Annotated in this window: 23 protein-coding genes, 1 other RNA gene and 1 other annotated feature; of the genes, 19 read left to right on the plus strand and 5 right to left on the minus strand. The window is 41.6% G+C overall.

Going from position 1 to position 26,282, the window contains the following annotated elements:
• The first annotated feature begins 71 nt into the window (after nucleotides 1-71).
• The 7 genes from Q7A53_RS01055 (at nucleotide 72) to yajC (ending at nucleotide 5,288) form a co-directional block, all read left to right on the plus strand.
• Nucleotides 72-638, plus strand: coding sequence for a BofC C-terminal domain-containing protein (locus Q7A53_RS01055; RefSeq protein ID WP_411787254.1), 567 nt, complete (start codon nucleotides 72-74; stop codon nucleotides 636-638).
• A 323-nt stretch (nucleotides 639-961) separates the two neighbouring features.
• Nucleotides 962-1,579 (plus strand): Holliday junction branch migration protein RuvA, encoded by a 618-nt coding sequence (ruvA, locus tag Q7A53_RS01060; protein WP_411787255.1) that lies wholly within the window; start codon nucleotides 962-964, stop codon nucleotides 1,577-1,579.
• 18 nt (nucleotides 1,580-1,597) lie between these two features.
• A complete protein-coding gene (gene ruvB, locus Q7A53_RS01065) occupies nucleotides 1,598-2,599 on the plus strand; it encodes a Holliday junction branch migration DNA helicase RuvB (protein WP_411787256.1) in 1,002 nt (333 codons plus the stop codon).
• The gene (locus Q7A53_RS01070) at nucleotides 2,596-2,796 is read left to right on the plus strand and encodes a DUF2905 domain-containing protein (protein WP_411787257.1); all 201 of its coding nucleotides are present in this window, start codon (nucleotides 2,596-2,598) and stop codon (nucleotides 2,794-2,796) included. Before ruvB ends, Q7A53_RS01070 begins: the two co-directional genes overlap by 4 nt.
• Before the next feature lie 20 nt (nucleotides 2,797-2,816).
• Nucleotides 2,817-3,842 (plus strand): tRNA preQ1(34) S-adenosylmethionine ribosyltransferase-isomerase QueA, encoded by a 1,026-nt coding sequence (gene queA / locus Q7A53_RS01075; RefSeq protein WP_411787258.1) that lies wholly within the window; start codon nucleotides 2,817-2,819, stop codon nucleotides 3,840-3,842.
• A gap of 30 nt (nucleotides 3,843-3,872) precedes the next feature.
• Nucleotides 3,873-5,009 carry a tRNA guanosine(34) transglycosylase Tgt gene (gene tgt, locus Q7A53_RS01080; RefSeq protein WP_411787259.1) on the plus strand — a complete coding sequence of 379 codons (1,137 nt, stop codon included), beginning with the start codon at nucleotides 3,873-3,875 and terminating at the stop codon, nucleotides 5,007-5,009.
• Between the two features lie 15 nt (nucleotides 5,010-5,024).
• Nucleotides 5,025-5,288 (plus strand): preprotein translocase subunit YajC, encoded by a 264-nt coding sequence (gene yajC, locus Q7A53_RS01085; RefSeq protein WP_411787260.1) that lies wholly within the window; start codon nucleotides 5,025-5,027, stop codon nucleotides 5,286-5,288.
• Between the two features lie 48 nt (nucleotides 5,289-5,336).
• Here the strand turns inward: yajC and Q7A53_RS01090 are convergent, their stop codons facing one another.
• Nucleotides 5,337-5,720: a TIGR04086 family membrane protein gene (locus Q7A53_RS01090; RefSeq protein ID WP_411787261.1), complete on the minus strand. Its 384-nt coding sequence runs from the start codon at nucleotides 5,718-5,720 to the stop codon at nucleotides 5,337-5,339.
• Between the two features lie 125 nt (nucleotides 5,721-5,845).
• Between Q7A53_RS01090 and Q7A53_RS01095 the strand changes: the two genes are divergently transcribed.
• Both Q7A53_RS01095 and Q7A53_RS01100 read left to right on the plus strand, forming a co-directional pair.
• Nucleotides 5,846-7,135 (plus strand): ArsB/NhaD family transporter, encoded by a 1,290-nt coding sequence (locus Q7A53_RS01095; RefSeq protein WP_411787262.1) that lies wholly within the window; start codon nucleotides 5,846-5,848, stop codon nucleotides 7,133-7,135.
• Between the two features lie 106 nt (nucleotides 7,136-7,241).
• Nucleotides 7,242-7,892, plus strand: a complete 651-nt coding sequence (locus Q7A53_RS01100; RefSeq protein WP_411787263.1) for a DUF421 domain-containing protein — start codon at nucleotides 7,242-7,244, stop codon at nucleotides 7,890-7,892.
• A 73-nt stretch (nucleotides 7,893-7,965) separates the two neighbouring features.
• Here Q7A53_RS01100 and spoVB read toward each other — a convergent pair whose 3' ends face one another.
• Nucleotides 7,966-9,522 (minus strand): stage V sporulation protein B, encoded by a 1,557-nt coding sequence (spoVB, locus tag Q7A53_RS01105; RefSeq protein WP_411787264.1) that lies wholly within the window; start codon nucleotides 9,520-9,522, stop codon nucleotides 7,966-7,968.
• A gap of 127 nt (nucleotides 9,523-9,649) precedes the next feature.
• Between spoVB and Q7A53_RS01110 the strand changes: the two genes are divergently transcribed.
• The 7 genes from Q7A53_RS01110 (at nucleotide 9,650) to dtd (ending at nucleotide 18,548) form a co-directional block, all read left to right on the plus strand.
• Entirely contained in the window at nucleotides 9,650-9,940 is a 291-nt protein-coding gene (locus Q7A53_RS01110; protein WP_411787265.1) for a post-transcriptional regulator, read from the plus strand.
• A gap of 195 nt (nucleotides 9,941-10,135) precedes the next feature.
• Entirely contained in the window at nucleotides 10,136-12,412 is a 2,277-nt protein-coding gene (gene secDF / locus Q7A53_RS01115; protein WP_411787266.1) for a protein translocase subunit SecDF, read from the plus strand.
• A gap of 99 nt (nucleotides 12,413-12,511) precedes the next feature.
• Nucleotides 12,512-12,853 (plus strand): LapA family protein, encoded by a 342-nt coding sequence (locus Q7A53_RS01120; protein WP_411787267.1) that lies wholly within the window; start codon nucleotides 12,512-12,514, stop codon nucleotides 12,851-12,853.
• A 57-nt stretch (nucleotides 12,854-12,910) separates the two neighbouring features.
• A complete protein-coding gene (recJ, locus tag Q7A53_RS01125; protein ID WP_411787268.1) occupies nucleotides 12,911-15,226 on the plus strand; it encodes a single-stranded-DNA-specific exonuclease RecJ in 2,316 nt (771 codons plus the stop codon).
• A complete protein-coding gene (locus Q7A53_RS01130) occupies nucleotides 15,216-15,728 on the plus strand; it encodes an adenine phosphoribosyltransferase (RefSeq protein ID WP_411787269.1) in 513 nt (170 codons plus the stop codon). Before recJ ends, Q7A53_RS01130 begins: the two co-directional genes overlap by 11 nt.
• A gap of 149 nt (nucleotides 15,729-15,877) precedes the next feature.
• The gene (locus Q7A53_RS01135) at nucleotides 15,878-18,082 is read left to right on the plus strand and encodes a RelA/SpoT family protein (protein ID WP_411787270.1); all 2,205 of its coding nucleotides are present in this window, start codon (nucleotides 15,878-15,880) and stop codon (nucleotides 18,080-18,082) included.
• 19 nt (nucleotides 18,083-18,101) lie between these two features.
• Entirely contained in the window at nucleotides 18,102-18,548 is a 447-nt protein-coding gene (gene dtd / locus Q7A53_RS01140) for a D-aminoacyl-tRNA deacylase (protein ID WP_411787271.1), read from the plus strand.
• Nucleotides 18,549-18,698: 150 nt separating this feature from the next.
• On the opposite strand, the gene Q7A53_RS01145 is transcribed toward dtd, so the two are convergent.
• Nucleotides 18,699-20,183 carry an N-acetylmuramoyl-L-alanine amidase gene (locus Q7A53_RS01145; RefSeq protein WP_411787272.1) on the minus strand — a complete coding sequence of 495 codons (1,485 nt, stop codon included), beginning with the start codon at nucleotides 20,181-20,183 and terminating at the stop codon, nucleotides 18,699-18,701.
• Between the two features lie 162 nt (nucleotides 20,184-20,345).
• Nucleotides 20,346-20,565, plus strand: a binding site (T-box leader).
• Nucleotides 20,566-20,641: 76 nt separating this feature from the next.
• On the opposite strand from Q7A53_RS01145, the gene hisS reads away from it, so the two are divergent.
• The 3 genes from hisS (at nucleotide 20,642) to ssrS (ending at nucleotide 23,961) form a co-directional block, all read left to right on the plus strand.
• Nucleotides 20,642-21,922: a histidine--tRNA ligase gene (gene hisS, locus Q7A53_RS01150; RefSeq protein ID WP_411787273.1), complete on the plus strand. Its 1,281-nt coding sequence runs from the start codon at nucleotides 20,642-20,644 to the stop codon at nucleotides 21,920-21,922.
• A 1-nt stretch (nucleotide 21,923) separates the two neighbouring features.
• Entirely contained in the window at nucleotides 21,924-23,693 is a 1,770-nt protein-coding gene (gene aspS, locus Q7A53_RS01155) for an aspartate--tRNA ligase (RefSeq protein WP_411787274.1), read from the plus strand.
• Between the two features lie 75 nt (nucleotides 23,694-23,768).
• Nucleotides 23,769-23,961: non-coding RNA, 6S RNA (ssrS, locus tag Q7A53_RS01160), on the plus strand.
• A gap of 108 nt (nucleotides 23,962-24,069) precedes the next feature.
• On the opposite strand, the gene Q7A53_RS01165 is transcribed toward ssrS, so the two are convergent.
• Nucleotides 24,070-24,726 (minus strand): RsfA family transcriptional regulator, encoded by a 657-nt coding sequence (locus Q7A53_RS01165; protein ID WP_411787275.1) that lies wholly within the window; start codon nucleotides 24,724-24,726, stop codon nucleotides 24,070-24,072.
• Nucleotides 24,727-24,811: 85 nt separating this feature from the next.
• The gene (locus tag Q7A53_RS01170; protein WP_411787276.1) at nucleotides 24,812-26,089 is read right to left on the minus strand and encodes a replication-associated recombination protein A; all 1,278 of its coding nucleotides are present in this window, start codon (nucleotides 26,087-26,089) and stop codon (nucleotides 24,812-24,814) included.
• Nucleotides 26,090-26,282 lie beyond the last annotated feature (193 nt).

Below are 26,282 nucleotides of genomic sequence, written 5' to 3' on the forward strand. Positions count from 1 at the left end.
TGCCCTCATAATAGTCTTTGTTTCTGGAGATACTAGAAACAGAGGCTATTTTTTATGAGGGGGAATAGACGATGAATCGCTGGATACTTGGAGTGTCCATATTGCTGACAAGTATTGCTATATGGCAATTCGCTGACGGCGAGAAGGAATTAATACGGCCGGCACATGATGTTTCCATGCAAAGACCATTGAAGGTTGAGTCTGTAGAAGCAGTACCGACATTAGTGAAGGAAGATCCACTGGAGCTTAAAGTTATTTTGAAAACTCACTACATGGATGGCGTAACAGAAACGACAACGAAACAGGAAAAGATCTGGTCGATGATGGACTTTTGGGCGGAGTATGAAGGATGGACAGTCGTTGACCAACAGCTGGATCGCGTCGTATTTCAACGTCAGCTCACGGATATTTCGCCGCTAACTAAGCAGCAGGGATACTTTGGACTTACGCCTGACGGTGAATTAGCGGTGTATTATGGAGAGCCGGAGGAAGGGAAAGTAATTGAATCCTTTAAACCGATTCCGATCAAGCCTTTAGAGTCAAAACGAAAGATTCTTCTTGAAGATGGAATAAAGATTGATAACGTTAAGCATTTTCAACAAGTGTTAAAACAATATACGAAGAAGCAAGGGATATAAATTAAAAGTTTAGTGACCCTACCATATTATTCTGCAAAAAGACTAGGACAGAAGTCTTTTGCTCATTTTAAATCCGAACGTTGATGAAATGCTAAAGGCATTCTTCCTCATCGTTCGGATTTATTTGTTTTGGATGATGAATGATTTAAAGATGGACGCATAGAGATAAGACAGTCCTTCTTGCAGCCGGCTGGGGAATGGGATCCAAACGATTCTCTCCGCTTTGGCTCACTTTTTGTCAGTGGAAAGTACTTAGGGGAACGTGTGCTTGTATGTTACAATAGAGTGTGGTTAAGAATACAGCTTAGAAGGGATTAATAGCAATGATCGCATATGTGAAAGGTCTTCTGTCTACGATTGAAGATGACTCTATAATTATAGAAACAAGCGGTATTGGCTATCACGTTTTGTGTGCCAATCCTTTTCATTTCCAGGAGTTTTTAAATAAGGAAGTGAAAGTTCATACATATCATTATATTCGTGAAGATAACCAGTCCTTATTTGGTTTTAAGAAGAAAGAAGATAAACAGTTATTTGCCCAGCTGCTAAACGTGTCAGGAATTGGTCCAAAGGGAGCTTTAGCGATCTTGGGCAGCGTGAGTGTGGCTGAATTTGTAACAGCGATAGAACAAGAAGATGAGAAGTATTTAACACGTTTTCCTGGTGTAGGGAAGAAAACAGCCAGACAAATGATTCTTGATTTAAAAGGAAAACTTATTATTTGGCTTCCAGATGAAGAAAATGAACAAACCATCTTTTATCAGGAAGATGTTACTTCGAAGGAAAAGAGAGAGAGGATAGAAGAGGCATTGGAAGCTTTAAAAGCACTCGGTTATTCAGAGAAGGAGCTTAAAACAGTCCGCGTAGAATTAAATCAGGCAAAAGCTGGGAAAGTCGATGATTATGTACGCCAGGGACTTCAAATGTTAATGAAATCCTAAGAGAAAGGAGGAGCTTACATGGAGGATCGGATGATATCAGGGGAGTACCAGTCGAGCGATCAGGAAATCGAACTCAGTTTACGGCCGGAAACCTTAAAGCAATATATTGGTCAGGATAAAACGAAGAAAAATTTAAGTATTTTTATCGAAGCCGCAAAGATGAGAAATGAACCTTTGGATCATGTTCTTTTGTATGGTCCACCTGGCCTTGGTAAAACAACGCTTGCTTCCATAATAGCTAATGAAATGGAAGTTCAATTTCGTACGACATCCGGGCCAGCTATAGAAAGAGCAGGAGACTTAGCGGCTATTTTATCTTCGCTTGAACCTGGTGACGTTCTTTTTATCGATGAAATTCACCGTCTGCCAAGATCAGTAGAAGAAGTTCTTTATCCTGCTATGGAAGACTTCTGTTTGGATATAGTTGTAGGAAATGGCCCAAGTGCAAGGTCTGTGCGGTTGGACCTTCCTCCCTTTACGCTGGTTGGAGCAACTACAAGGGCGGGGTTATTATCCGCCCCATTAAGGGACCGGTTTGGGGTACACAGCCGACTGGACTTCTATGAAACACAAGCCTTATGTGCGATCGTTGAAAGAACAGCGGAAATATTTAATGTGGCCATTAAGCAGGAAGCGGCGGAAGAAATAGCGCTTAGATCAAGAGGGACGCCTAGAATAGCGAACCGGTTATTAAAGAGAGTTCGAGATATAGCCCAGGTAAATGGTGAAGAGATCATTAGTCAGGACACTACTCATCAAGCCTTAGAAATGCTGCAAGTAGATCAGCAAGGGCTGGATTTTATTGATCATAAGCTTCTGATTGGCATCATGGATGGATTTCGCGGCGGACCAGTCGGCTTAGACACGATTGCGGCAACCATTGGTGAAGAATCCCAGACGATCGAAGACGTTTATGAACCATTTCTGCTTCAAATTGGATTTATTCAGCGAACGCCCCGAGGAAGAATTGTTACTCCAAAAGCTTATGCCCATTTCAATAGGGAGGTGCCAGGCACTTGACGGGCTTCGGTAAAATCTTTATTGTAATAGGGATTGTTTTTATTATCATAGGATTACTTTGGAGTTTTATTGGAAAGCTTCCCGGCGATATTTCTTTTAAAAAAGGGCCAGTTACCTTCTACTTTCCAATTGTGACTTCAATTGTGGCCAGTATTATTTTATCACTCATTTTTTATTTATTAGGCAAAATACGCTAAGTCAGGAGTAGGGGATTTTCATGGATATTAATCAATACGATTTTGAGCTTCCAGAGGAACTCATTGCTCAAGTTCCATTACTTGACCGTTCTTCTTCCAGGCTCATGGTTTTGAATAGGCAGGAAAAAGAGATCAGCCACCGAAAATTTAATGAAGTACAAGAGTTTCTAAATCCGGGGGATTGTTTGGTTTTAAATGATACGAAAGTGCTTCCAGCTCGTTTGTACGGCGCGAAACAGGATACAGGCGGCAAGGTAGAAGTTCTGCTTTTACACCAGGAAGCTGATGATGTGTGGGAAGTCCTCGTAAAACCCGCAAAAAAAATCAAAGTCGGTACCCGAATTGAATTTGGCGGAGGAAAACTAATTGCTGAATGCACCGAAATACAAGAACATGGCGGTCGCAAAGTGCAATTTTATTATGATGGGATCTTTTTAGAAGTTCTGGAATCGTTGGGCGAAATGCCACTCCCTCCGTACATCAAAGAACAATTATCAGACCGTGAGCGTTATCAGACGGTTTATGCTAAAGAAGAAGGCTCTGCAGCAGCGCCAACAGCTGGTCTTCATTTTACCCGTGAGCTATTAGCGGAAATTGAAGCATCTGGAGTTGAGATTGCTTATCTTACCTTGCACGTCGGATTAGGTACTTTTCGTCCGGTGAGCGTTGATCAAATAGAAGAGCACGATATGCATGCAGAATTTTACCGCGTAAGTCAGGAAACAGCGGCACAATTGAATCGGGTTAAAGCAAATGGGGGCCGGATTATTTCAATTGGGACCACCTCGACTCGAACGCTGGAAACGCTAATGCGTGATTATGGAGAATTTACAGAAGCAAGCGGATGGACAGATATATTTATTTATCCACCTCAGCAGCTCAAGGCAATTGATGGCCTCATTACGAATTTCCATCTGCCGAAGTCCACACTAATTATGTTAGTTAGTGCCTTTGCAGGACGAGATTTTATACTAGAGGCTTATCATCAGGCGGTTGAAGAGAGGTATCGATTCTTTAGCTTTGGAGATGCGATGCTGATTCTGTAGAAAGATTGTTTTAAAGAAAGGATCGAAGCAATGGCAATCACGTACGAATTAATTAAAACATGTAAACAAACGGGTGCACGCCTTGGGAAAGTTCACACGCCTCATGGAACGTTTGAAACACCAATGTTCATGCCGGTTGGAACTCTAGCTACAGTCAAGACGATGAGTCCAGAAGAGCTCGAAAAGATGGGCGCTCAAATTATTCTTTCTAACACCTATCACCTGTGGCTGCGCCCGGGGGAAGATATTGTAGAAGAAGCCGGAGGACTGCATAAGTTTATGAACTGGAATGGTTCAATTCTTACTGACTCAGGCGGCTTTCAAGTGTTTAGTCTAAGCGATTTAAGACAAATTGAAGAAGAAGGCGTCCATTTCCGTAACCATATTAGCGGTGAGAAACTATTTTTATCTCCGGAGAAGGCGATGCGCATTCAAAATTCTCTTGGAGCGGATATTATGATGGCCTTTGATGAATGTCCTCCTTATCCAGCGGAATACGATTATATGAAGAAGTCTGTTGAAAGGACAAGCCGATGGGCGGAACGATGCCTGGAAGGTCATCAAAGACCTGACCAGCAAGGACTGTTTGGAATTGTCCAGGGCGGAGAATACGAAGAATTGCGACGCCAGAGTGCTCGTGATTTAACCTCGCTTGATTTTCCAGGGTTTGCTATTGGCGGTCTGTCTGTAGGCGAACCTAAAGACGTAATGAATCGTGTGCTGGAATTTACCACACCTTTATTACCGAATAACAAGCCGCGTTATCTAATGGGGGTAGGTTCTCCAGATTCCCTAATCGATGGTTCGATCAGGGGGATTGATATGTTTGACTGTGTGCTGCCCACACGAATTGCCCGCAATGGAACTTGTATGACCTCTCAGGGAAGACTCGTCGTAAGAAATGCGAAGTTTGCTCGGGATTTCAGTCCAATAGATGAAGAATGTGATTGTCACACTTGTAGAAACTATACCAGAGCGTACATTCGTCACTTAGTAAAAGCCAATGAAACATTCGGCTTTCGACTAACGACTTATCATAATCTTTATTTTCTGTTAAAATTGATGAGGCAAGTGCGTGAAGCCATTAGAGAAGATCGACTCGGTGACTTTAGAGAAGAATTCTTTGAGCGCTACGGTTTCAATAAACCAAACGCAAAGAACTTTTAGAAAGGGGGAATATAAATGCAAACGTTAGTAGGATTATTACCGATTATTCTTATGTTTGTTATTTTCTACTTCTTACTTATTCGTCCGCAGCAAAAGAAACAAAAGAAAGTCCAGCAAATGCAGACGGAACTTCAAAAAGGAGATAGAATTATTACTATTGGAGGCCTTCACGGAACGATTCACGCTATTGAAGAGAATGCGATCGTGATTGCTATTCAAGATGGTACTCAAATGAAGTTTGATCGTTCATCTGTAAGAGAGAAATTAAATCAAGACTAACTAGTAAACCCGTTACCTTTTAAGTAACGGGTTTTTGTATTAGAAATTCTACCTTTTTTGTGAGCTGCGAGGCAGATTAACACCAATCATACCCCCGAGCCAGGCAGCAATTAATAGTCCTCCGAAATAACTGAGCTGAGGTAGTGAAATCCATGTGTTTTCGAAAATAACTTGAAATAATACCATCATTGCGACAAAAATGAACCCCGTTAATCCTCCAGAAAGCCATCCTTTTTGTTCGGTTTTATAAGCTGACAGCAGACCTCCAGCGGCTAGGATTGTGATGCCAGCGATTAAGGCAATTTGATTAAGAGTTTGATATTCCATAGCAGTAAATCTTAATAGAAGCGCTAATACTCCTGAGAAAAATAACATGGCTAAGAAAATAAATCCAACGCCGTAAGCTAGGACACCCTGCATCATTTTTTTCATCTAACGTCCCCTCCTTTACTTGCTTGTCTATATCAATATATGCAGGGAAGTATTCAAGATAGAAGTAGATATTTCTCCAGTCCAATGAATAGGATAGTGTAAGTCCATTTTAAAGGGGAAGTGCTATGTCTACAGTCCTTGCATTGCTCATTTTTACAGCAAGCTACATATTGATAATGATTGAGAAGTGGAACCGGGCTCTCGTAGCATTATCGGGAGGAGTTCTCTTACTAATCACCCGTGTATATCACTGGGAAGAGGCATTTCTTTATATCGACTGGGAAACCGTAGCCCTTCTTTTTTCCATGATGGTTCTTGTTTCTATAACGAAAAAGACAGGGATCTTCACCTTTATGGCTATCCGGCTGGCACAGTTAGTGAAAGGAAAGCCTGTTCCGCTTCTCGCAGTCACCTCAATATTTACCGCAGTAGGCTCTGCGTTTTTGGATAATGTGACCACGGTTCTTCTGTTTGTACCTGTGTTACTTTCTTTAACTGAAAAACTTCAACTGCCTGCTTTCCCTTATCTTTTGACCACAATATTTAGTTCTAATATTGGGGGAACTTCTACTTTGATCGGGGATCCCCCTAATATTATGATTGGACAAGCGGTAGACCACTTTAATTTCCTGTCTTTTTTATATCATTTGGGTCCGGTAGTCCTAATCATTTTTTTAATCGTTTTAGGTCTGTTAATTCTTCGTTTTCGTTCGACTCTTCCCTATAATCCAGAGCTTGCAGCACAGCTGATGAAATTAGATGCTAAAGAACATCTCGTTGTCTCCAAATTGCTTTTTCAATCGCTTTCTGTTCTTGCTCTCACTATTGCGGGTTTTGTCCTTCACCCTTTTGTCCATATGGATATTACTACGATTGCAGTAACCGGTGCACTTCTGCTGTTATTTTTGACAGATAAGGAATTGGAAGTTGAAAAAGTGTTTCAAGAGGTGGAATGGGTGACGCTGTTTTTCTTTATTGGATTATTTATGTTAGTAGGCGGTCTGCAAACGGCAGGGATAATCGACGAAATCGCTAGAGGCATGATTTGGATCTCAGGAGGAGACATGCCGATCACTTCCATGGTGATGTTATGGAGTTCGGGAATATTATCCGGGGTCGTGGATAATATTCCATTTGTTGCGGCGATGATTCCAGTAGTTAAAGAGCTTCAAGGGTATGGCATGATGGATGTTGATCCGGTCTGGTGGGCCCTTGCCCTTGGTGCCTGCCTGGGTGGTAATGGGACATTAGTTGGGGCATCAGCAAACGTAGTTGTAGCAGGTTTAGCAGCCAGTCACCGTCAGCCAATATCATTTGTTAAATTCACTCTTTATGGTTTTCCCGTATTAATTATTTCATTGCTCGTATGTACCGTCTATGTCTTTCTCCGGTATCTGGTACCTTTTCTAACCTAAGTACTTTTGAGTTCAATTAGCTTTATTGAAGCGGCAGGAACATAAAATTAACGAAATAGGTCATGTTAATACAGTGAGGAGTACTTCGAAGGGGAGCTGATGATTCATGCTTCTAGGACCCACTATATTCCGTACGATTTTGACCTATTTGCTTATTCTGCTGATCTTTCGAATTATGGGGAAGCGTGAAATTGGAGAATTGAGCGTCATGGATTTGGTGGTCTTTATTATGCTGGCGGAGATTGCCGTCTTTCTTATTGAAAAACCAAAGTCATCCATTTGGGAAGCTCTCGTCCCTATGCTCGTCTTATTAATTATCCAGTGGGGAAGTGCGTATGCTTCATTGAAAATTCCCTGGTTCCGAAGCTGGTTTGATGGCAAACCCTCGGTGCTTATTAAACATGGCAAAATAGATGAAGGGGAAATGAGGAAACAGAGATATAATTTCAATGATTTATTATTACAGCTTCGGGAACATGGGATCCAGCAAGTGAATGATGTAGCATATGCGATTCTTGAGCCATCTGGGAAATTATCGATTTTTGAAAAAAACAATGATGGCAGTTCTGATTATGCTGTGATACTCATTGCAGATGGGAAAATTCAATATAGTGGTTTAAAAACCATTAGAAAGAATAAAACTTGGCTGTTAAATGAAGTAGGAAAACATGGATTTCAATCTGTTAAAGAGATTTCCTTATGCTCATTTAACGATCAGGGGGAGTTATGGTTCGATCGGAATAACGAGTTTTCATAATAGCGAAAGAATTTTTTTATTAAAAAGACCCGAACCATTGATTTACATAGGTTCGGGTCTTTTTGTGCTTATCTTATTTCTTAGGAAAAAGCTTACCCCAAGGAATCATTTTCCATTCATCTTTCCGGATTAATTTGAAGACAAATAACAAAGTAATATAGATTAGGGTTAATGTGAGTCCCATAATGATTAATTGCGGCACCGGTTTGCTAGAGAGAAGCCAGTGATCCTTTAATTCAAAACCAATCCACCCGGTTGAAGCGACGATGAGCGTGAACCTTGTAAACAATTGAATCGGCAGCTTAAATTCTGCATGTTTAATGAGAACGGCTAAATGCAATAAGGTGACGATCACTACACCTGTTACCATAGCAATTGCTACCCCATTAATTCCGTATTGCGGCTGTGAACTTAATCCGACAAGCACAATAAACTTTATTACGGCGCCAATCAACGTATTCCACATGGCATAAGAAGCAAGATCGAGTGCTTGTAAACTCGCCTGCAGAGGAGTTTGAATATAATGCAGCAGGAAGAATGGTGCCATGAACTGCAATAGAAAAGCGGCATGACTCGTCCCGTAAATGGCATATAGAATAACAGCAGGAAAAATCATAAAAATAATCGTAATGACCCCACCTGATGCAAGGGAAAGGCGAATCGATTGTAAAATACGGTATTGAATCGTTTCTTTTGCATGAATAGCAGCCGCTTCACTTATCGATGGAACTAAGGCAACGGATAGTGCATGCGTTAAAAAAGTAGGAAGGAATAATAATGGCAGCACATAACCCGTCAGTTCTCCGTATTGTTTCGTCGATTCAATTGCCGTAATTCCAGCAATTGCTAAGCTTTGAGCGACCAATATCGGTTCAAAGAAGTAAGTGAGTGAACCAATAAAACGGCTGCCGGTGGTAGGCAGTGCGATTGCCATTAGTTCTTGAAAGGTTTCCCGCCCCTGACTAATATGTTTCGTCCATGTTGTTCTTAATTTGAACCGTTTACTCAGATTAAACTGCCTCATCATATAGAATAAGGAGACCAATTCTCCTAAAACGACAGCGGCCATAGCTCCTGCTGCTGCATATTGAATTCCATAGGGAAGGCATAATTTCGTTAACACAACCACACCAGTTATCCGTACTACTTGTTCAATGATTTGTGACATCGCCTGCGGCTTCATGTTCTGCCTTCCTTGAAAGTAACCTCTCAATACGGAAGAAACCGCTGTAATAGGAATAATCGGCGTAACAGCAAGTAAAGGGTACAACGCTCTAGCGTCCGTAAGAAAATACTTAGCGACGAGCGGGGAGAGCACAAATAATCCAATTGTAAAAATAATACTAAGTACCCCTGTGATCGTTATGGATACGAGCAGAATTTTCTTTATCTTCTTTTCATTTCCAGTGGCTTCAGCTTCCGAGACACGTTTGGATATAGCAACCGGCAAGCCGAACTGTGTGATTGTGATGGCGAGAATTAAAGTAGGGAGGGCCATCATATACAATCCAACCCCCTCAGCTCCCATCACTCTTGCCACAACAATGCGATTTATAAACCCGAGTAATCGGGTTACCAGCCCGGCAGCTACAAGAATAAGTGCTCCATGAAGAAAGGTTTGTTTAGACATAAATGACATCCGCCTTCTCAAAATTTTGAAATTCCGCTACAATGAAGTATATGCGAATGGTGGGACAAGGCATGACAACCAACAGGAATTCGTTCGCAAGTGTTGGGAATGAGAGGGAGGGCTGGACATGCAAAAACCAACTAGCCAGTGGAAGAGTTTCGTAGAGCCAGTGTTAGAAAGCAAGGTAGAAGAATTTAAACTTATGGGCTACAACCGCGCAAACAAAGAAGAGATCTGGATGTGTCTAAGGAAGAAGGTTTGGAAAGGGGACCCTGCGAAACGGATCTATGAGGTCGTGCAGGACATTTTTCATTTAAGCAGTCAGCTGTATGTTAGCTACTTAACGGTTGATGCATATCAAAACGAGGATTTAAAAGCGTCCATTCAGGCTATTTCTGGACAAATTGGAGATAAATAATAAGACAGGAATCAGCAAATTATTTTAGTAAAACCCAATCTTTTGTTGTCAAATAGAAAAATAGTAGTAAAATTGGTACGGGAAGCTTCAGCAAAACCAATTTAAAGTGAACACAGTCAGCCTGTACCTACGTTATACATACATAGCAATGATGGGTGCAACGGTCTGTAAGGAATAAAGGAGGCAGGGAACGTTATGGTGAAACGAGGTCGTATCGTCGCCTTTTTTCTAGTTCTTGTTGTACTAGGAACTTTAATAGGCACGACCATAACAAATGTTACAAAAGATATAAAGCTAGGATTGGATCTTCAAGGTGGCTTTGAGATTCTCTATGATGTTGAGGCGATAAATGACAGTCAGAATATTGATCAACAAGCAATGGAAGCTACCGTTGAAGCGTTAAACAGGCGTGTTAACGCACTGGGGATAAGTGAAACAAACATAAACATTGAGAGTGGTCATCGGATTCGTGTTCAGCTTGCAGGGGTTAAAGACCAACAGCAGGCACGGAAACTTCTCTCCACTCAGGCACGTCTCTCTTTCCGTGATGTTAACGGAAAAGAATACATGAATGGGTCAGATCTTGTTGAAGGCAGCGCTCAATTGTCTTATGACAAAAACAACAATCCTATTGTCACACTCGATATGAAGGACCCTTCTAAATTTTATGATGTAACGAAAGAAATTTCAGGCAGGGAGCAGGATCCTGATACCCCATACCTAGAAAACCTCATGGTGATCTGGCTGGATTATGATAAGGATTCTTCCTTCGCTGATCAGTATGGAAAAGAAGACCATAACTATATATCTGCGCCGAGAGTAAGTGAGCCTATTCGCAATAAGTCAGTACAAATAGAAGGAAACTTCACTTCTGAATCAGCTAAACAGCTGGCGGATATTTTAAACGCAGGCTCACTGCCGGTCAATCTTAAAGAAACCTACTCGACTTCTGTAGGAGCTCAGTTCGGTGAACAGGCCATGAATAAGACGATCTTTGCCGGTGCGATTGGTATCGCTATTATTTTCTTATTTATGATTTTCTTCTACCGTTTTCCAGGGGTTATTGCTGCAGTTACATTAACGGCATATATCTATTTGATCTTAGTGGTCTTTGATTTCATGCAAGGGGTGCTAACCTTGCCGGGTATAGCTGCTCTGGTGCTCGGGGTAGGGATGGCGGTAGATGCCAACATTATTACCTACGAACGAATTAAAGAAGAGTTAAAATCCGGCAAATCAGTAATGTCTGCCTTTAAGGCAGGTAACCGTCAGTCTCTATCCACTATACTGGATGCGAACATTACCACCTTAATTGCCGCAACTGTACTGTTTATTTTCGGTACCAGCTCGGTAAAAGGGTTCGCGACTATGCTGATTGTCAGTATTTTAGTCAGCTTTATTACCGCTGTATATGGTACAAGGTTCTTGATGGGACTATGGGTTAAAAGCCGCTTCTTAACTAAAAAACCAAATTGGTTTGGCGTTCATTCGAAAGATATTCTGCCAATTGAGAAAGGCAAAGAAGTAGAGCCGACATTTATGAGACGTAAATTTGATCTGGTCGGCGTTCGTAACCGTTTCTTCGCCTTATCGATTGTATTGGTTGTGGCAGGAATTATAGTGCTTTCAATCTTTAAGTTAAATCTGGGAATTGATTTTACCAGCGGTTCGAGGTTATCCATCCTATCTGATGGAAATATAAAGGCTGCCCAAGTGGAGCAGACATTGGATGAAGAGTTTGATGTAAAACCTAAGAAGGTGGTAATTTCAGGAGACAATAATGAAATTGCCGTAGCTAGATTTGAAAAAGAATTAAGCAAATCAAAAATTGCCGATATTCAGACCTATTATGAGGATAAGTACGGCAATACACCGAACGTTAGTACCGTTTCACCAGTCGTCGGGCAAGAACTGGCTAAAAACGCTGCCCTTGCGGTTCTATATGCATCGATAGGAATTATTATCTATGTCACGATCCGATTTGAGTTCTTCTTTGCATTAACTGCGATTATTGCTTTACTGCACGATGCTTTCTTTATTATCGCGCTGTTCAGCATAACGAGGTTAGAGTTTGATATTACGATCATTGCAGCAATTCTTACCATAGTGGGGTACTCGGTCAACGATACGATCGTGACCTTTGACAGGATTAGGGAGAACCTGCAGAGAAAACGCAAGGTTAAATCTTTTAAAGAACTTGCTAAAATTGTGAACGACAGTTTACTGCAGACTTTAACACGGAGTATTAACACCGTTCTCACTGTTATCTTTGCTGCCGTAATGCTGCTCATTTTCGGGGCGTCATCTATAACGAACTTTTCCTTCGCCCTCGTAGTTGGTTTAATTGCCGGTACCTATTCTTCTGTCTTCATTGCTGCTCAGCTCTGGTTGATCTGGCGGGGCCGCAGCCTCAAAGAAAAACCATTAGAGTTTGCGAAAAAGAAAAAAAATACCGGAGGACCTCAGGTCTGATTTAAGCAAAGCTGCCTCTTATAATAGAGGCAGCTTTTTAGATTTATCTTGACTGATTTAGGGTATAACAAGGGTAAGGTTTGAAAGGAGGAATCGAGATTGAAAGGTCAAAGCTATATTATTCTTGCTCTTATTTTTGCTTTACTCATTGCTATTTTTGCTGTAATAAACGTGGATCCCGTTGAAGTGAATTATATGTTCGGAACCGGCCAGGCTCCGTTAATTCTCGTAATTATTATTTCTGTACTTATGGGGGGGCTGGTAACAGCTTCTGCAGGTGCTGTGCGTTATTTTAAATTAAAAAGAGAAAATCGATCTTTGCGTAACCGATTATCTTCTCTTTCTGCTGGCCCAACTGAAGCTGAAGAAAGCATAGCAGATCAGGCGCACGAGTCCGAAATTGGTGAGCGCGATGAGAATACACATAATAATGTAACCTAACTCCTGTTTGCGGCCCCTGGTTCCCTCTTGTATAATAGATGGGTCAGGGGTGAATTTATGTTACGAAGCAAGATGAAATGGAACTTTACATATAACGAATGGAATGACTCTGTGAGTCCCGTTCATGGTCTTACGCAGCTGACACAAACGCTGCTTCACAAAAGAAATATCATGGAACCGGATGAAATTGAAAAGTTTCTGCATCCTTCACTAGATAATCTTCATGACCCTTTTTTAATGTCAGATATGAGTAAATCTGTGGAGAGAGTTAGGAGGGCTATTGAAAATAAAGAGTCGATTTTAGTATTTGGGGATTATGATGCGGATGGTGTCAGCTCCACCACTGTTATGGTGGAAGCCCTTAGGGAAGCTGGAGCAGAATGTGATTTTTACATTCCTAACCGCTTCACAGAAGGCTATGGACCGAATGAAGAGGCATTTATGTTTGCTGGAGATACAGGTTATTCAGTCATTATAACAGTAGATAATGGGATTGCGGCTGCTCATGAAGCGGAAGTAGCCAAGCAGCTCGGGATAGACTTGATTATTACGGATCACCACGAGGTTCAGGAGAAATTACCGGATGCTTATGCGATTATTCATCCAAAAACGTCTAAGGATTATCCATTTGATGAGTTGGCAGGTGTAGGTGTCGCTTTTAAGTTTGCTTCAGCTCTTCTGGGCAGATTTCCTAAAGAACTCTTAGATCTAGTAGTTATAGGTACGATAGCAGACCTCGTTCCCCTTCAAGGAGAGAATCGAATTCTTGCTCACTTTGGACTTCAGGCAATCTCTCATTCCAACCGTCCCGGTATTGAAGCTTTAAGACAAGTATGTGGTATCGATGGGCATATTAATGAAGAAACGATTGGCTTTACGATTGGCCCCCGGTTAAACGCAGTGGGACGGTTACAGGATGCAAGTCCAGCTGTAGATCTTCTCCTATCTTCAAATGTAGATGAAGCTATCCAACTGGCTGAATTTATTAATTCACTGAACCAGGAGAGACAGAAGATAGTGGCGGACATTGCTAAAGAAGCTGAAGAAATGCTTGCCTCCGGTGAAGAGGTTTCTGATCGTGTAATTATCGTTGCTAAAGAAGGGTGGAATCCTGGGGTCCTTGGGATCGTAGCCTCGAAGCTTGTAAGAAAATTTGATCGTCCCGCCATTGTGTTAGGGATAGACAAGGAGTTAGGGGAAGCCAAAGGATCTGCCCGCAGCATCGATGCCTTCGATTTGTTTCAAAACTGTATGGAAGTGAGAGATCGGTTTAAGCATTTCGGTGGCCATGCTCAGGCAGCAGGCATGACGTTGTCAGTCGAACAGATAGACGGTCTGCGTAAGGATTTAAATCGTCTTGCTGATCAGAAACTGTCTGCAGAAGATTACCAGCAGACTTTAGACATAGCCTTGACGGTTGATATTGAAAATCTCTCGTTAAAACAAGTGGAAGAAGTTAATCAACTGCGTCCTTTCGGGATGGGGAATCCTAAGCCATTATTCAGAGTTAAGCATTCTCCAAAAGAAATTCGACTTATAGGAAGCCGCAAAAACCATTTAAAGCTGCAATTTCAGAAAGAAAATGCAAAGCTTGAAGGTGTGGCCTTTGGAATGGGGGAACTTTATCCTCATATCTCTCCTCACGCAAGTTTGGAGGTAGTGGGAGAATTGGGGATTAACGAATGGAATGGCAAAAAAAATCTGCAATTAATGATTAAAGACATGATGATCAACGAATGGCAGCTGTTTGACTTTCGAGGCTCCAAACATTTGGAAAAAAATATAACTATTCCAGATGGAGAGAAATTTGCTGCCGTAACCTTTCATGATGCTGCTCAATCTCCCCATCAATTACCCATCTATTCCCATGCAGAATTAGATGGTTCTGAAGAGTTTGATGGAGTCCTGCTGCTTGATTTACCTAATCGATTAGAAGACCTGGCTGGACTTCTGAAAAAGCAGCAACCAGGGAAATTATATGCCTGCTACCGATTAGAAGATGGCGCGTTCTTAAAGACATGGCCAACCAGAGACCATTTCAAATGGTTTTATGGTATGCTTATGAAGCGCAAAACTTTCAATCTGGACCGTGAAGGTGACCAGCTGGCTGCCCGCCGAGGATGGGACCGGTCAATGGTAGATTTTATTTCACAGGTGTTTTTTGAGCTTGAATTTGTTAAAATGGAAGATGGACTTATTACGATTAATTCAAAACCTTCTCAGAAGGATTTACAGGAATCCGTATTATACCAAGAAAGACAATATCAGCTTAAGATTGAACAAGCATTATATTATTCAACCTTTAAAGAATTAAAAGATTGGCTTGATTCATATATGAGTCCAATCGAGGAGGAAGCAGTTAATGGATTATAAAGAACATATTGCCATCGTAGAAAATTGGCCTAAAGAAGGCATTCAATTTAAAGATATTACGCCATTGATGGATAATGGGAAGGCCTTTAAGTCAGCTGTCGATGACATTGTGGATTACGCCCAGGATAAAGAAATAGAATTAGTCGTAGGACCGGAGGCTCGCGGGTTTATTGTAGGCTGTCCCGTTTCCTATGCTTTAGAGATAGGTTTTGCTCCTGTAAGAAAGGAAGGAAAACTTCCTCGTGAAACGATTAAAGTAGATTATGGCTTAGAATATGGCAATGATGTCCTTGCTATTCATAAAGATGCCATCAAGCCTGGTCAGCGAGTTTTAATTATTGATGATTTGCTGGCTACGGGCGGTACGATTGAGGCAACCATTGAGTTGGTGGAACAGCTTGGCGGAGTTGTAGCAGGATGCGCATTTCTTATCGAGCTTACTTATTTAGACGGACGTAAGAAACTCGACGGTTATGATGTTTGTACTTTAATGCAATACTAGAGAATAGGGAGTGCCCTTCGTGAGGGCGCTCTTTATTTTACAATTAGGTAAATGTGTACGTTTTTCTTTACATTTGTAAAGCTTTTTTCGATAATGAAAAGCAAACCATAGTATTTGGGAAAGTAGCTTAAAGGAACTAGGGTGATTGAATGGCGAAAGATACAGTGCTGACAGCTGAAGAAGTTATTGAACAGGCAGGCAGCTATTTAAATAATACAGATCTTGCCTTTATCCGAAGGGCTTTTCAGTTTGCAGAAAAGGCTCATAGCGAACAGTACCGGAAATCAGGAGAACCATATATTATTCATCCCATTCAAGTGGCTGGAATTTTAGTCAATTTGGAGATGGATCCTGAAACTGTTGCTGGCGGATTCTTACATGACGTAGTTGAGGATACAGAGATTACGTTGGAAGAGATAGAGAGAGAATTTAACACAGAAGTATCCATGCTGGTAGATGGGGTAACCAAGCTGGGTAAGATTAAATATAAATCTAAAGAAGCTCAGCAAGCTGAAAATCATCGGAAAATGTTTGTCGCCATGGCAAAGGACATTCGGGTGATTTTAATTAAACTTGCAGATCGATTGCACAACATGCGGACTTTGAAGCACCTGCCGCCAGAGAAACAGCGGAGAATTTCGAATGAAACACTGGAAATCTTTGCGCCTCTAGCTCATCGGTTAGGAATTTCGACCATTAAATGGGAACTTGAGGATACAGCTCTGCGGTATTTAAATCCACAACAATATTACCGAATTGTCCATCTTATGAAGCAGAAGCGGAATGAACGGGAATTCTATATAGAAGATGTTATGGACGAGATTGACAATCAGCTGAAAGATGTAAATATTGAAGCAGATTTAAACGGCAGACCGAAGCATATTTACAGTATCTATCGCAAAATGGTTTTGCAGAATAAGCAGTTCAATGAAATCTATGATCTTCTGGCCGTGCGTATTCTGGTAACCAGTATTAAAGATTGTTATGCAGTACTCGGAATTATTCATACTTGCTGGAAACCTATGCCGGGACGATTTAAAGACTATATTGCTATGCCTAAGCCCAATCTGTATCAATCGTTGCATACCACGGTTATTGGTCCTAAAGGCGATCCTCTGGAGGTGCAAATCAGAACCCATGAGATGCATGAAATTGCAGAGTATGGGATTGCTGCGCATTGGGCCTATAAAGAAGGTCGTCAAACTTCACCTGAGCAGTCATTTGAAGAGAAGCTCACCTGGTTTAGAGAAATACTGGATTGGCAGAGTGAAACCCATGATGCAGAAGAGTTTATGGAATCTCTAAAAGTTGATTTATTCTCGGACATGGTTTATGTCTTTACTCCTAAAGGGGATGTCATCGAGCTTCCGTCTGGTTCAGTGCCGATCGATTTCGCTTATCGCATCCACACTGAAGTAGGAAATCAGACAATTGGGTCTAAAGTAAATGGAAAAATGGAGCCGCTGGACTATGTGCTAAGGACCGGGGATATTGTAGAAATGATGACGTCGAAACATTCGTACGGCCCCTCCAAAGATTGGATTAAACTTGCACAGACGTCCCAGGCCAAAAATAAGATTAAGCAATTCTTTAAAAAGCAGAGAAAAGATGAAAACATTGGCAAAGGTAAAGAGCTTGTCGAAAATGAGATCAGAAATTTTGGTATTCAGCCCAAAGAGGTATTTTTTGCTGATAATTTAAGACGAGTATCTGAGAAATTTAACTTTTCCAATGAAGAAGATATGTTCGCGGCGGTAGGCTATCAGGGAATCACTGCTGCTCAAATTGCAACGAGGCTCACAGAAAAACTTCGTAAGCAGAAGGAAAAAGAGCAGGATTTAGCTCAAACCCTGGCAGACGTCACTACCACTGAAATCAAAACTTCCAAGCATTCCGGCAAGAAAGATTCCGGTGTCCGGGTGGAAGGAGTAGATAACCTTCTCGTCCGTCTGGCAAAATGCTGCAGCCCTGTTCCCGGTGATGATATTGTTGGCTATATAACGAAAGGGAGAGGTGTGTCTGTGCACCGAACCGACTGTCCAAATGTAAAAACCGACGAAGCTCAGTCTCGACTGCTGCCAGTAGAATGGGAAAGTTCAACCACCGATTCAAAACAGTATCATGTAGACCTGGAAATTTGGGGATACGACAGACGGGGCTTGTTAAATGAGGTATTACAAGCAGTGAATGAAACGAAAACAAATATCACGGCAGTTTCAGGAAAATCAGACCGCAATAAAATGGCGACGATCAATATCACCATTCTCATCCAGAATATCAGCCATCTAAGAAAAATAGTGGAACGAATTAAGCAGATTCAAGATGTTTATACAGTTAGAAGAGTAATGCAGTAATTAAACAGGAGGGGTAGCGGTGAGAGCGGTTATTCAAAGAGCTGCAGAAGCGTCTGTAGAAGTGGATGAAAAGATCGTGGGACAGGTTCAGCAAGGACTTGTCGTACTGCTAGGAGTTACACATGATGACACAGAAGATGATGCCCGTTATCTCGCTAAAAAGATTCCTTACTTACGAATATTTGAGGATGAGACCCAAAAAATGAATCAGTCGTTGCTGGATGTTGGCGGAAGATTGTTATCTGTTTCTCAATTTACTCTATATGGGGATTGCCGTAAGGGACGCCGTCCGAATTTCATGAGTGCAGCCAAGCCTGATATAGCAAACGAGCTGTATGATCGTTTTAACCATATGCTGACTGAAGAAGGCGTCGCGGTTGAAACTGGGGCTTTTGGTGAAATGATGAATGTGAAATTAACCAATAGAGGCCCGGTAACCTTGATTCTAGATAGTAAAGAAAGATAAAAGAGGTACAGGGATAACCTGTACCTCTATTTAGTGATCAATAGTGTTGCCGTGCCAAAAAATCCGAACGATGTTGGAAGAATTCGTTACTATTCCAACATCGTTCGGATTTAATTTTGGCAAAAAGCCTTCTATCATTATGTGAATGATTTAGGAGGGAGCAAAATAACGAAGCAGGCCATTGGTTATGCCTTGAGAAACTTTCGTTTGATAATGCACGCCTTTAACCGTCTGCTCTTCATTACGATCAGATATAAATCCTAATTCGAGAAGAACAGCTGGTTTATTGTTTTCTCTAATTACGTGAAAATCTCCAAAATGTACGCCGCGGCTTTTGAGTCCGGTTGATTGTACCATCTCACTTTGAATATCATTGGCCAGAGATTGGTCTTTATCATGATAATAATAGGAGCCAATTCCATTCGCAGCAATGGAAGAAGGTACACTGTTAAAGTGAAGACTTATGAAAGCGTCCGCCTTGGATGCCTGAGCCGTGGCAGATCGAATAGACAGGGCAACGTATTGATCACTATTCCTTGTTAGGATGACCTTAGCTCCATAGCTTTCTAGTTGTTGTTTTAAATGCTCTCCTGTTTGGAGTGTAATGGTTTTCTCTGTCGTTCCAGTAAAACCTAGAGCTCCGGTATCGCGTCCGCCGTGACCTGGATCAATCATAATCGTTTTTCCATTAAGCGTTCCGTTACTCGAAGGGGCAGATGACAAAGTTCCGTTATGTTCTTCCACAATCCAACCTGCCACAAATGCTGGTTTGCCTTTAAAACTGACTTTGTACCATTCACCTTCTTTGGAAAGGACTTGATATTGGTCTCCTTGCCTGCCGGTCCCTGCGATCTGATGATTTGTGGAAGGACCACTGCGTAAATGGGTGCCATTGTATTGCAGGGTCACATAAGACGAGGAGGAATCTTGTGAAGGGTCAGTATGGTCTTTACTAGTGAACCAACCCGCAACCCAGCCGGTTTTTCCATTATGGAGTTCAATTTCATACCATCCTTGCTGTTCGCTTATGTAGTCGTAATTCTCACTATTATAGACTTGTCCTACTATGCTTCCATTTGTTGAACTTTCATTCCTGACATTCAAAATGGAAGTGGTGATCGTTAATTCACCCATAGATTTTTGAGTCTGACCTGCTGAAGATTCTTCGGATTCCGCAGAAACGGAGTTTGTGAGGTAATCACTGTGTACCCATCCTTTAGTATTGGATTGTTCGATAAGTACCCATTTTCCTTTTCGGTCTTTGACGTTCACCATGTCGCCTTTCATTAAATAACCTTTAATGCTGCTATTTAATTCTGGCCTGGAATGGATTCTTAAATGATCCACTTTAGCTGCAAGAGAACTTTCTTTGCTTTTTACATTTGCAAACTCTTTAGCTACCCAGCCGGTTTGGTCATGCCAATGAATTTTCAACCATTCATTTTTTTCATCAATGATTGAATAGGATTCGCCGGTATTAACTTTTCCCAAACTTGCATATCCTGTACCCGGTCCGCTTCTAACATTTAAATGATCCGCATTAATTGTGGCGGAATCAGCATAAACGGTAGAAGAAACCACTGTTGTGAGCCCTAGAATAATAATAAACAGGGCTATTAATCCTTTTTTTGCCATGCATACACCTCCTGATATTTACCTATCCCTCTTCTATTCGACAATTTGAATTGTAAATCCTTTAATGGGATAAATAAATAATTCTTTGTAATTAATTTTAAAAGTGCTTGACATAGGAATATGTAAGCCTATATGATAGTAATCAATTCTATAATGAATCGAAGAAAACCAGTGAGGAAAAAAGTAGTCTGAACCCACATACACAGAGAAGAAATGCCTACGGCTGAAAGCATTTCATTATGATGGTCAGATGAAAGACATTTCTTAGGTGCCGCGTCGAAATAGAAGTAGGCGTGAACGTAAACTAGGCGTTAACTGTTTCTGAGTGGGAGCATAATGGCTTCAACTAGGGTGGCAACGCGGGCAAACTCCCGTCCCTTTTCCTTTTTTGAGGAATAGGGACGGGAGTTTTTTGTTAGTTCCTGGAATTCGAATCAAGAAATTAAGGAGGAATTCAGATGAGTATTAATGCTCCAAGAGGAACGCAGGATCTATTACCTGGGGTTTCGGAAAAATGGCAGTATGTAGAGAAAGTATTAGCGGATTTGTGCCGCCGTTACCATTATAAAGAAATTAGAACCCCTATCTTTGAACACACTGAATTATTTCAACGCGGAGTGGGGGACAGCACGGATATCGTGCAGAAAGAAATGTATACGTTTGAAGATCGCGGGGGCCGTAGTATTACGCTAAGACCTGAGGGTACCGCTTCCGTCGTACGCTCTTATGTTCAGCATAAAGGCTATGGGCTGCCTAATCAGCCGGTTAAGTATTTCTATGTGGGTCCTATGTTCCGTTATGAACGACCTCAGCAAGGGAGACTCCGCCAATTTGTTCAATTTGGCATTGAAGCTTTAGGTAGTGATGATCCTGCGATTGATGCGGAAGTTCTTGCTTTAGCTATGAGTGCTTATGAAGAGCTGGGACTGAAATCTTTAAAGCTGGTACTGAACAGCTTAGGAGACAAAGAGAGCCGTGAAGCTCACCGGGAAGCACTAGTAGCTCACTTTCAACCTCATAAAGAAGAGCTTTGTGCTGACTGCCAAGTGAGATTGGATCAGAATCCATTGAGGATACTAGATTGTAAAAAGGATAGAGACCACCCTGCAATGGAAACTGCTCCATCAATTTTGGATTACTTAAATGAGTATTCTCAAAAATACTTCAACCAGGTTAAAAACTATTTAGATTCTATGGGGATTGACTATGTTATCGATCCCAATCTCGTACGCGGCCTTGATTATTACAATCACACGGCTTTTGAGATTATGAGCGAGGCAGAAGGATTTGGAGCTATCACCACCTTAAGCGGCGGTGGACGGTATACAGGCCTGGTAGAGGAAATTGGCGGACCTGAAACTTCCGGTATCGGTTTTGCATTTAGTATTGAACGTTTGTTAATGGCATTAGAAGCAGAGGAAATAGAATTGCCAGTTAATGAAGGGTTAGATTGCTATGTGGTTTCATTTGGCGATGAGGCTGCTCAGGAAGCGGTTAAGCTGACCTATCAGCTCAGGAATGCTGGAGTACAAGTGGACAAGGATTATCAAAATAGAAAAATGAAAGCCCAATTTAAATCAGCTGATCGGCTTCAAGCAAAATATGTAGTCGTTCTAGGTGATAGAGAAGTGGAAAACCAAGTGGTAAACGTTAAAAATATGCAAAGTGGAGAACAACAAGAAGTGCCAATTGCTGAAGTCGTTCAGCACTTGCAGCAACAGTTACCGGGAGGGGAATAATATGGAAAGAATCGCCTGTGGTTCCATTAGAGAAGCACAAATTGAACAAGAAGTACTTATTAAAGGCTGGGTTCAGAAACGAAGGGATCTTGGAGGATTGATCTTTATTGATTTTAGAGATCGTTCCGGACTGGTTCAGGTTGTATTTAATCCAGAAATTTCTGCAGAAGCACTGGAAATTGCAGAAAGTGTACGAAGTGAATTTGTACTGGAAATTAGGGGAATGGTTGTGGCCCGTGATGCGGCCACGGTAAACAACAACATGGCTACCGGAAACATCGAAATTACAGCTAACCATGTAAAGGTTTTAAATAAGGCGAAAACCCCTCCATTCATGATTGAGGATCAATCGGAGGTATCTGAGGACCTGAGATTAAAGTACCGCTATCTTGATTTGCGTCGTAAAGAAATGCAGGATACCTTTAAGCTTCGTCATCAGGCGACCCAGTCCATAAGAACCTTTTTGAATGAAGAAGGCTATCTTGAAATGGAAACGCCAATGCTTACTAAAAGTACTCCTGAAGGCGCACGGGACTATTTGGTTCCCAGCCGTGTTCATGAAGGAGATTTCTATGCACTGCCTCAGTCTCCTCAATTATTCAAACAACTTCTGATGGTGGCTGGATTCGAAAAATATTATCAAATCGCTCGCTGTTTTCGTGATGAAGATCTTAGAGCAGACAGGCAGCCGGAATTCACCCAAGTCGATATTGAAACTTCTTTCATGTCTCAGGAAGAAATCATGGCCATGACGGAAAAAATGATGGAAAAGGTTATGAAAGAAGTGAAAGGCGTAGAACTCACCCTTCCTTTCCCACGCCTTCCTTACGAAGAAGCCATGGAGCGGTTTGGCTCTGATAAACCAGACACACGGTACGGTCTGGAGCTTGTCAATATCTCGGAGCAAGTAAAAGATTCCGGGTTTAAAGTATTTAGCGGTGCCGTATCTTCTGGTGGTCAGGTAAGTGCGATTAATGTAAAGGCAGAAGCTGACCAATTCTCTCGTAAGGACATTGATCAACTCACAGAAGATGTTAAAGTGTATGGTGCAAAAGGTTTAGCATGGCTTAAGATGAAAGATGGCCAATTGAATGGACCTATTGCTAAGTTCTTTAGTGAAGAGGAAGTTCAACAGCTGCAGGATAAATTAGCAGTAGACAATGGGGACCTCTTATTATTTGTAGCAGATAAGACTTCAGTCGTACGGGACAGTCTTGGCGCTTTAAGACAGAAATTGGCTAGGAAGCTTGATTTAATTGATGAAACTAAGTTTAATTTCTTATGGGTAACGGACTGGCCGCTGTTTGAATACGATGAAGACGCTGGCCGGTACTTTGCCGCTCACCATCCATTTACGATGCCTGCTGCCAAAGATGTGGATAAGTTGCTAACCCATCCAGAAGAGGTTCATGCGGAGGCTTATGATATTGTACTGAATGGATATGAATTAGGTGGAGGGTCGCTCCGTATTCATGAGAAAGAACTGCAAGATCAAATGTTTAACGTTCTTGGGTTCAGCCAGGAAGAAGCGAATGAACAGTTTGGCTTTCTTTTAGAAGCGTTAGAATCAGGAGCACCACCCCACGGGGGCATTGCGTTAGGGTTTGACCGGTTTATTATGCTTCTGGCTGGAAGAACCAATCTTAGAGACACGATCTTGTTTCCAAAAACAGCCTCTGCTCAGGACCCGCTTACAGAGGCGCCTGGCAGTGTGAGCAAAGCTCAATTAGATGAACTTCACCTGCAGTTAAAACAGAAAAAACAGGACTGAAGTCATATAGTTATCCGGGGATATAGTTCTTGATAAGCTCTTGTAAATATGCTACAATTTGGATACAAAATTAAACCAATCCTGATGTGTGCGTTGTTCGAATGTACGTTTTGACCGAACATTTATGAATCGGGAGCCTGGCGTTTTCGCATGGAATGCAAGCCTCTTAACCATCACTGATGGGAGGACGCAAGAAATGCGAAGCAGGGCACCCACCTGCCTGGAGCGGGTTCAAAACTCATGATACAACGGCACAATTGGGATTGGTTTATTTTTTATGTGTGCATAATGTAAAAATGCGTACGGGCACTGCCGTACGCATTTTTTATATATACTTTGGTTGTATGGAATGTTGTTCAGCACTAGCTTCAGGGAATTAGCGGGCAACATTCTCTAAGTTGCCGTTCTTCTCCATTCGAAAGTGTGGTTTCATCTGATAATCCTGCTCATCAAACATAACCATTTTACGGGCACGGTCCATGATTTGAATAAGAGCTTGATAATCTTCACTCATTGATTCTAATTGACTATTTAACTGAAGGTTGATGTCTTTTAGTTTAGCATTTTCTGTTTCCAGATCCTTTAGTTGGTTCTTAACAGAATCAGTTGCAGAGGAATCCTTTTGAAGACTTTTCAAATAACGAATGACCTGAGTCATGTGAAGCTCAGGTTCAGGATCCTTCTGGACTGCAGCATGATAAACTGGCTGATCCTCCTCTTTTTCTTCAATTTCTTCTTGAACCTCATAAGAGAAAGGCAGGTGCACTTGCTGCATTACAGCAGGATGATGACTTGCTTCTTTTCGTTTTTTCTCTTTCCGTTGTTTTTTTGCTAATTCGACAGCTTGCTCGTACTTTTGGCGAACTTCTGCATTCCACCTGAACCCGCAGGCAGCAGAGGTGCGATTTAATAGATCTCCAACTTCATCAAAGGCTTTTAATTGTGTGCTTCCTTCTCTAATATGTCTTAACACTGTTTCTGCAAGTAATAAATCATCTTCATGAGACCAGGCATCCTGTCTTACTTTTGGCATTCTACACCACTCCTGTATAATATTTTTTAGAAAAATAGTTTGGCAGATTTAGTAGTAGTGTTACCAACAAAAAGATGAAATATACTTATCTTGGTTTGTGTTTAGAAATTTTTTCGAAAACTTGTTTAAGAGCCTGTTCAAACTTACCAGTTGCCTTAGGTTCATAATAGCTTCGGTCTTTAATGGAATCAGGCAGGTACTGCTGGCTGACCCACCCATTCTCATAATTGTGAGGATATTTATAGTCTGCCCCTCTGCCGAGTTTTTCGGCACCTTTGTAATGAGAGTCTTTTAAATGGCTCGGAACTTCTCCGCTTTTTCCTTTTCTAATATCAGCTAAAGCTGAATCCAGGGCTTTATATGCGCTATTGGACTTAGGTGATAGAGCTAGTTCAGTAACTGCAACTGCTAAAGGAATACGTGCTTCAGGAAAACCAAGCCTCTCTGCCGATTCGATTGCCGACAGTGCTCTTGGTCCAGCCTGAGGATTTGCGAGTCCGATATCTTCGTAGGCGATCACGACTAAACGTCTCCCTATGCTATCTAAATCTCCTGCCTCAATTAACCGTCCTAAATAATGCAGCGCTGCGTTAACATCGCTTCCTCTAATTGATTTTTGAAAAGCAGACAGAACATCATAATGAGCGTCGCCGTCTTTATCATGGGAAAAGCTCTTCTTCTGCATACATTCTTCTGCGATCTCCAATCCAATGGAAATCTGACCTTTTTCATTTTCAGGTGTAGAGAAAGCAGCAAGTTCCAAGCCATTTAGAGCGGACCGCAAGTCTCCATTAGCAGACTGTGCAAAATGAGTCATTGCATCATCGGTTAATTCCAATGTAAGGTGACCAAGACCTTGTACTTGATCGGTCATGGCTCTTTGGAGTGCTTCCTTAATTTCACTCTCAGTTAACCGGTAAAGTTCAAATAAATGACAGCGGCTGCGAATTGCCGGGTTTATGGAGTGGTACGGATTGCTTGTGGTACATCCAATTAGCGTAAGCGTATTACTCTCTAAATGAGGAAGTAAAAAGTCTTGCTTTGCTTTATCCAAACGATGGACTTCATCCAAGATAAGGACAAGCTGCCCATGCATTTTCGCTTCTTCTACAGCAATCTCCATATCTTTCTTCTTATCTGTTACAGCGTTAAGTACTTTATAGGGAAGCGTTAAACTTTTGGCGAGAGCAATTGCCATTGAGGTTTTCCCTGTACCAGGCGGGCCAAATAGAATCATGGAGGCTAACCGGTTAGCCTTCACCATTCGCTGGATAGTTTTTCCTTCATTTACTAAATGCTGCTGACCGATGATTTCATTTATATGATTGGGCCGCATACGAAAGGCAAGTGGTTTCTGGCTCATGGATCAAGCTCCTTTACTTCTTTATGATGTTAAGCGTAGGATGATTCTTTTAAAAATGCAAGAGACTTGCCATTCATGCTATAATAGCGTTTGGTATAATACGGTTAAGGGCTTAGAATCATGATGAAAAATATAAAAGCTCATATTTTGGCTTGTGGAAAGACAGAATGAATGGAACAATGGAAGCTTTATT

This window comes from Halobacillus rhizosphaerae (assembly GCF_046719735.1).
GTDB classification, from domain to species: Bacteria; Bacillota; Bacilli; order Bacillales; family Halobacillaceae; genus Halobacillus_B; species Halobacillus_B rhizosphaerae.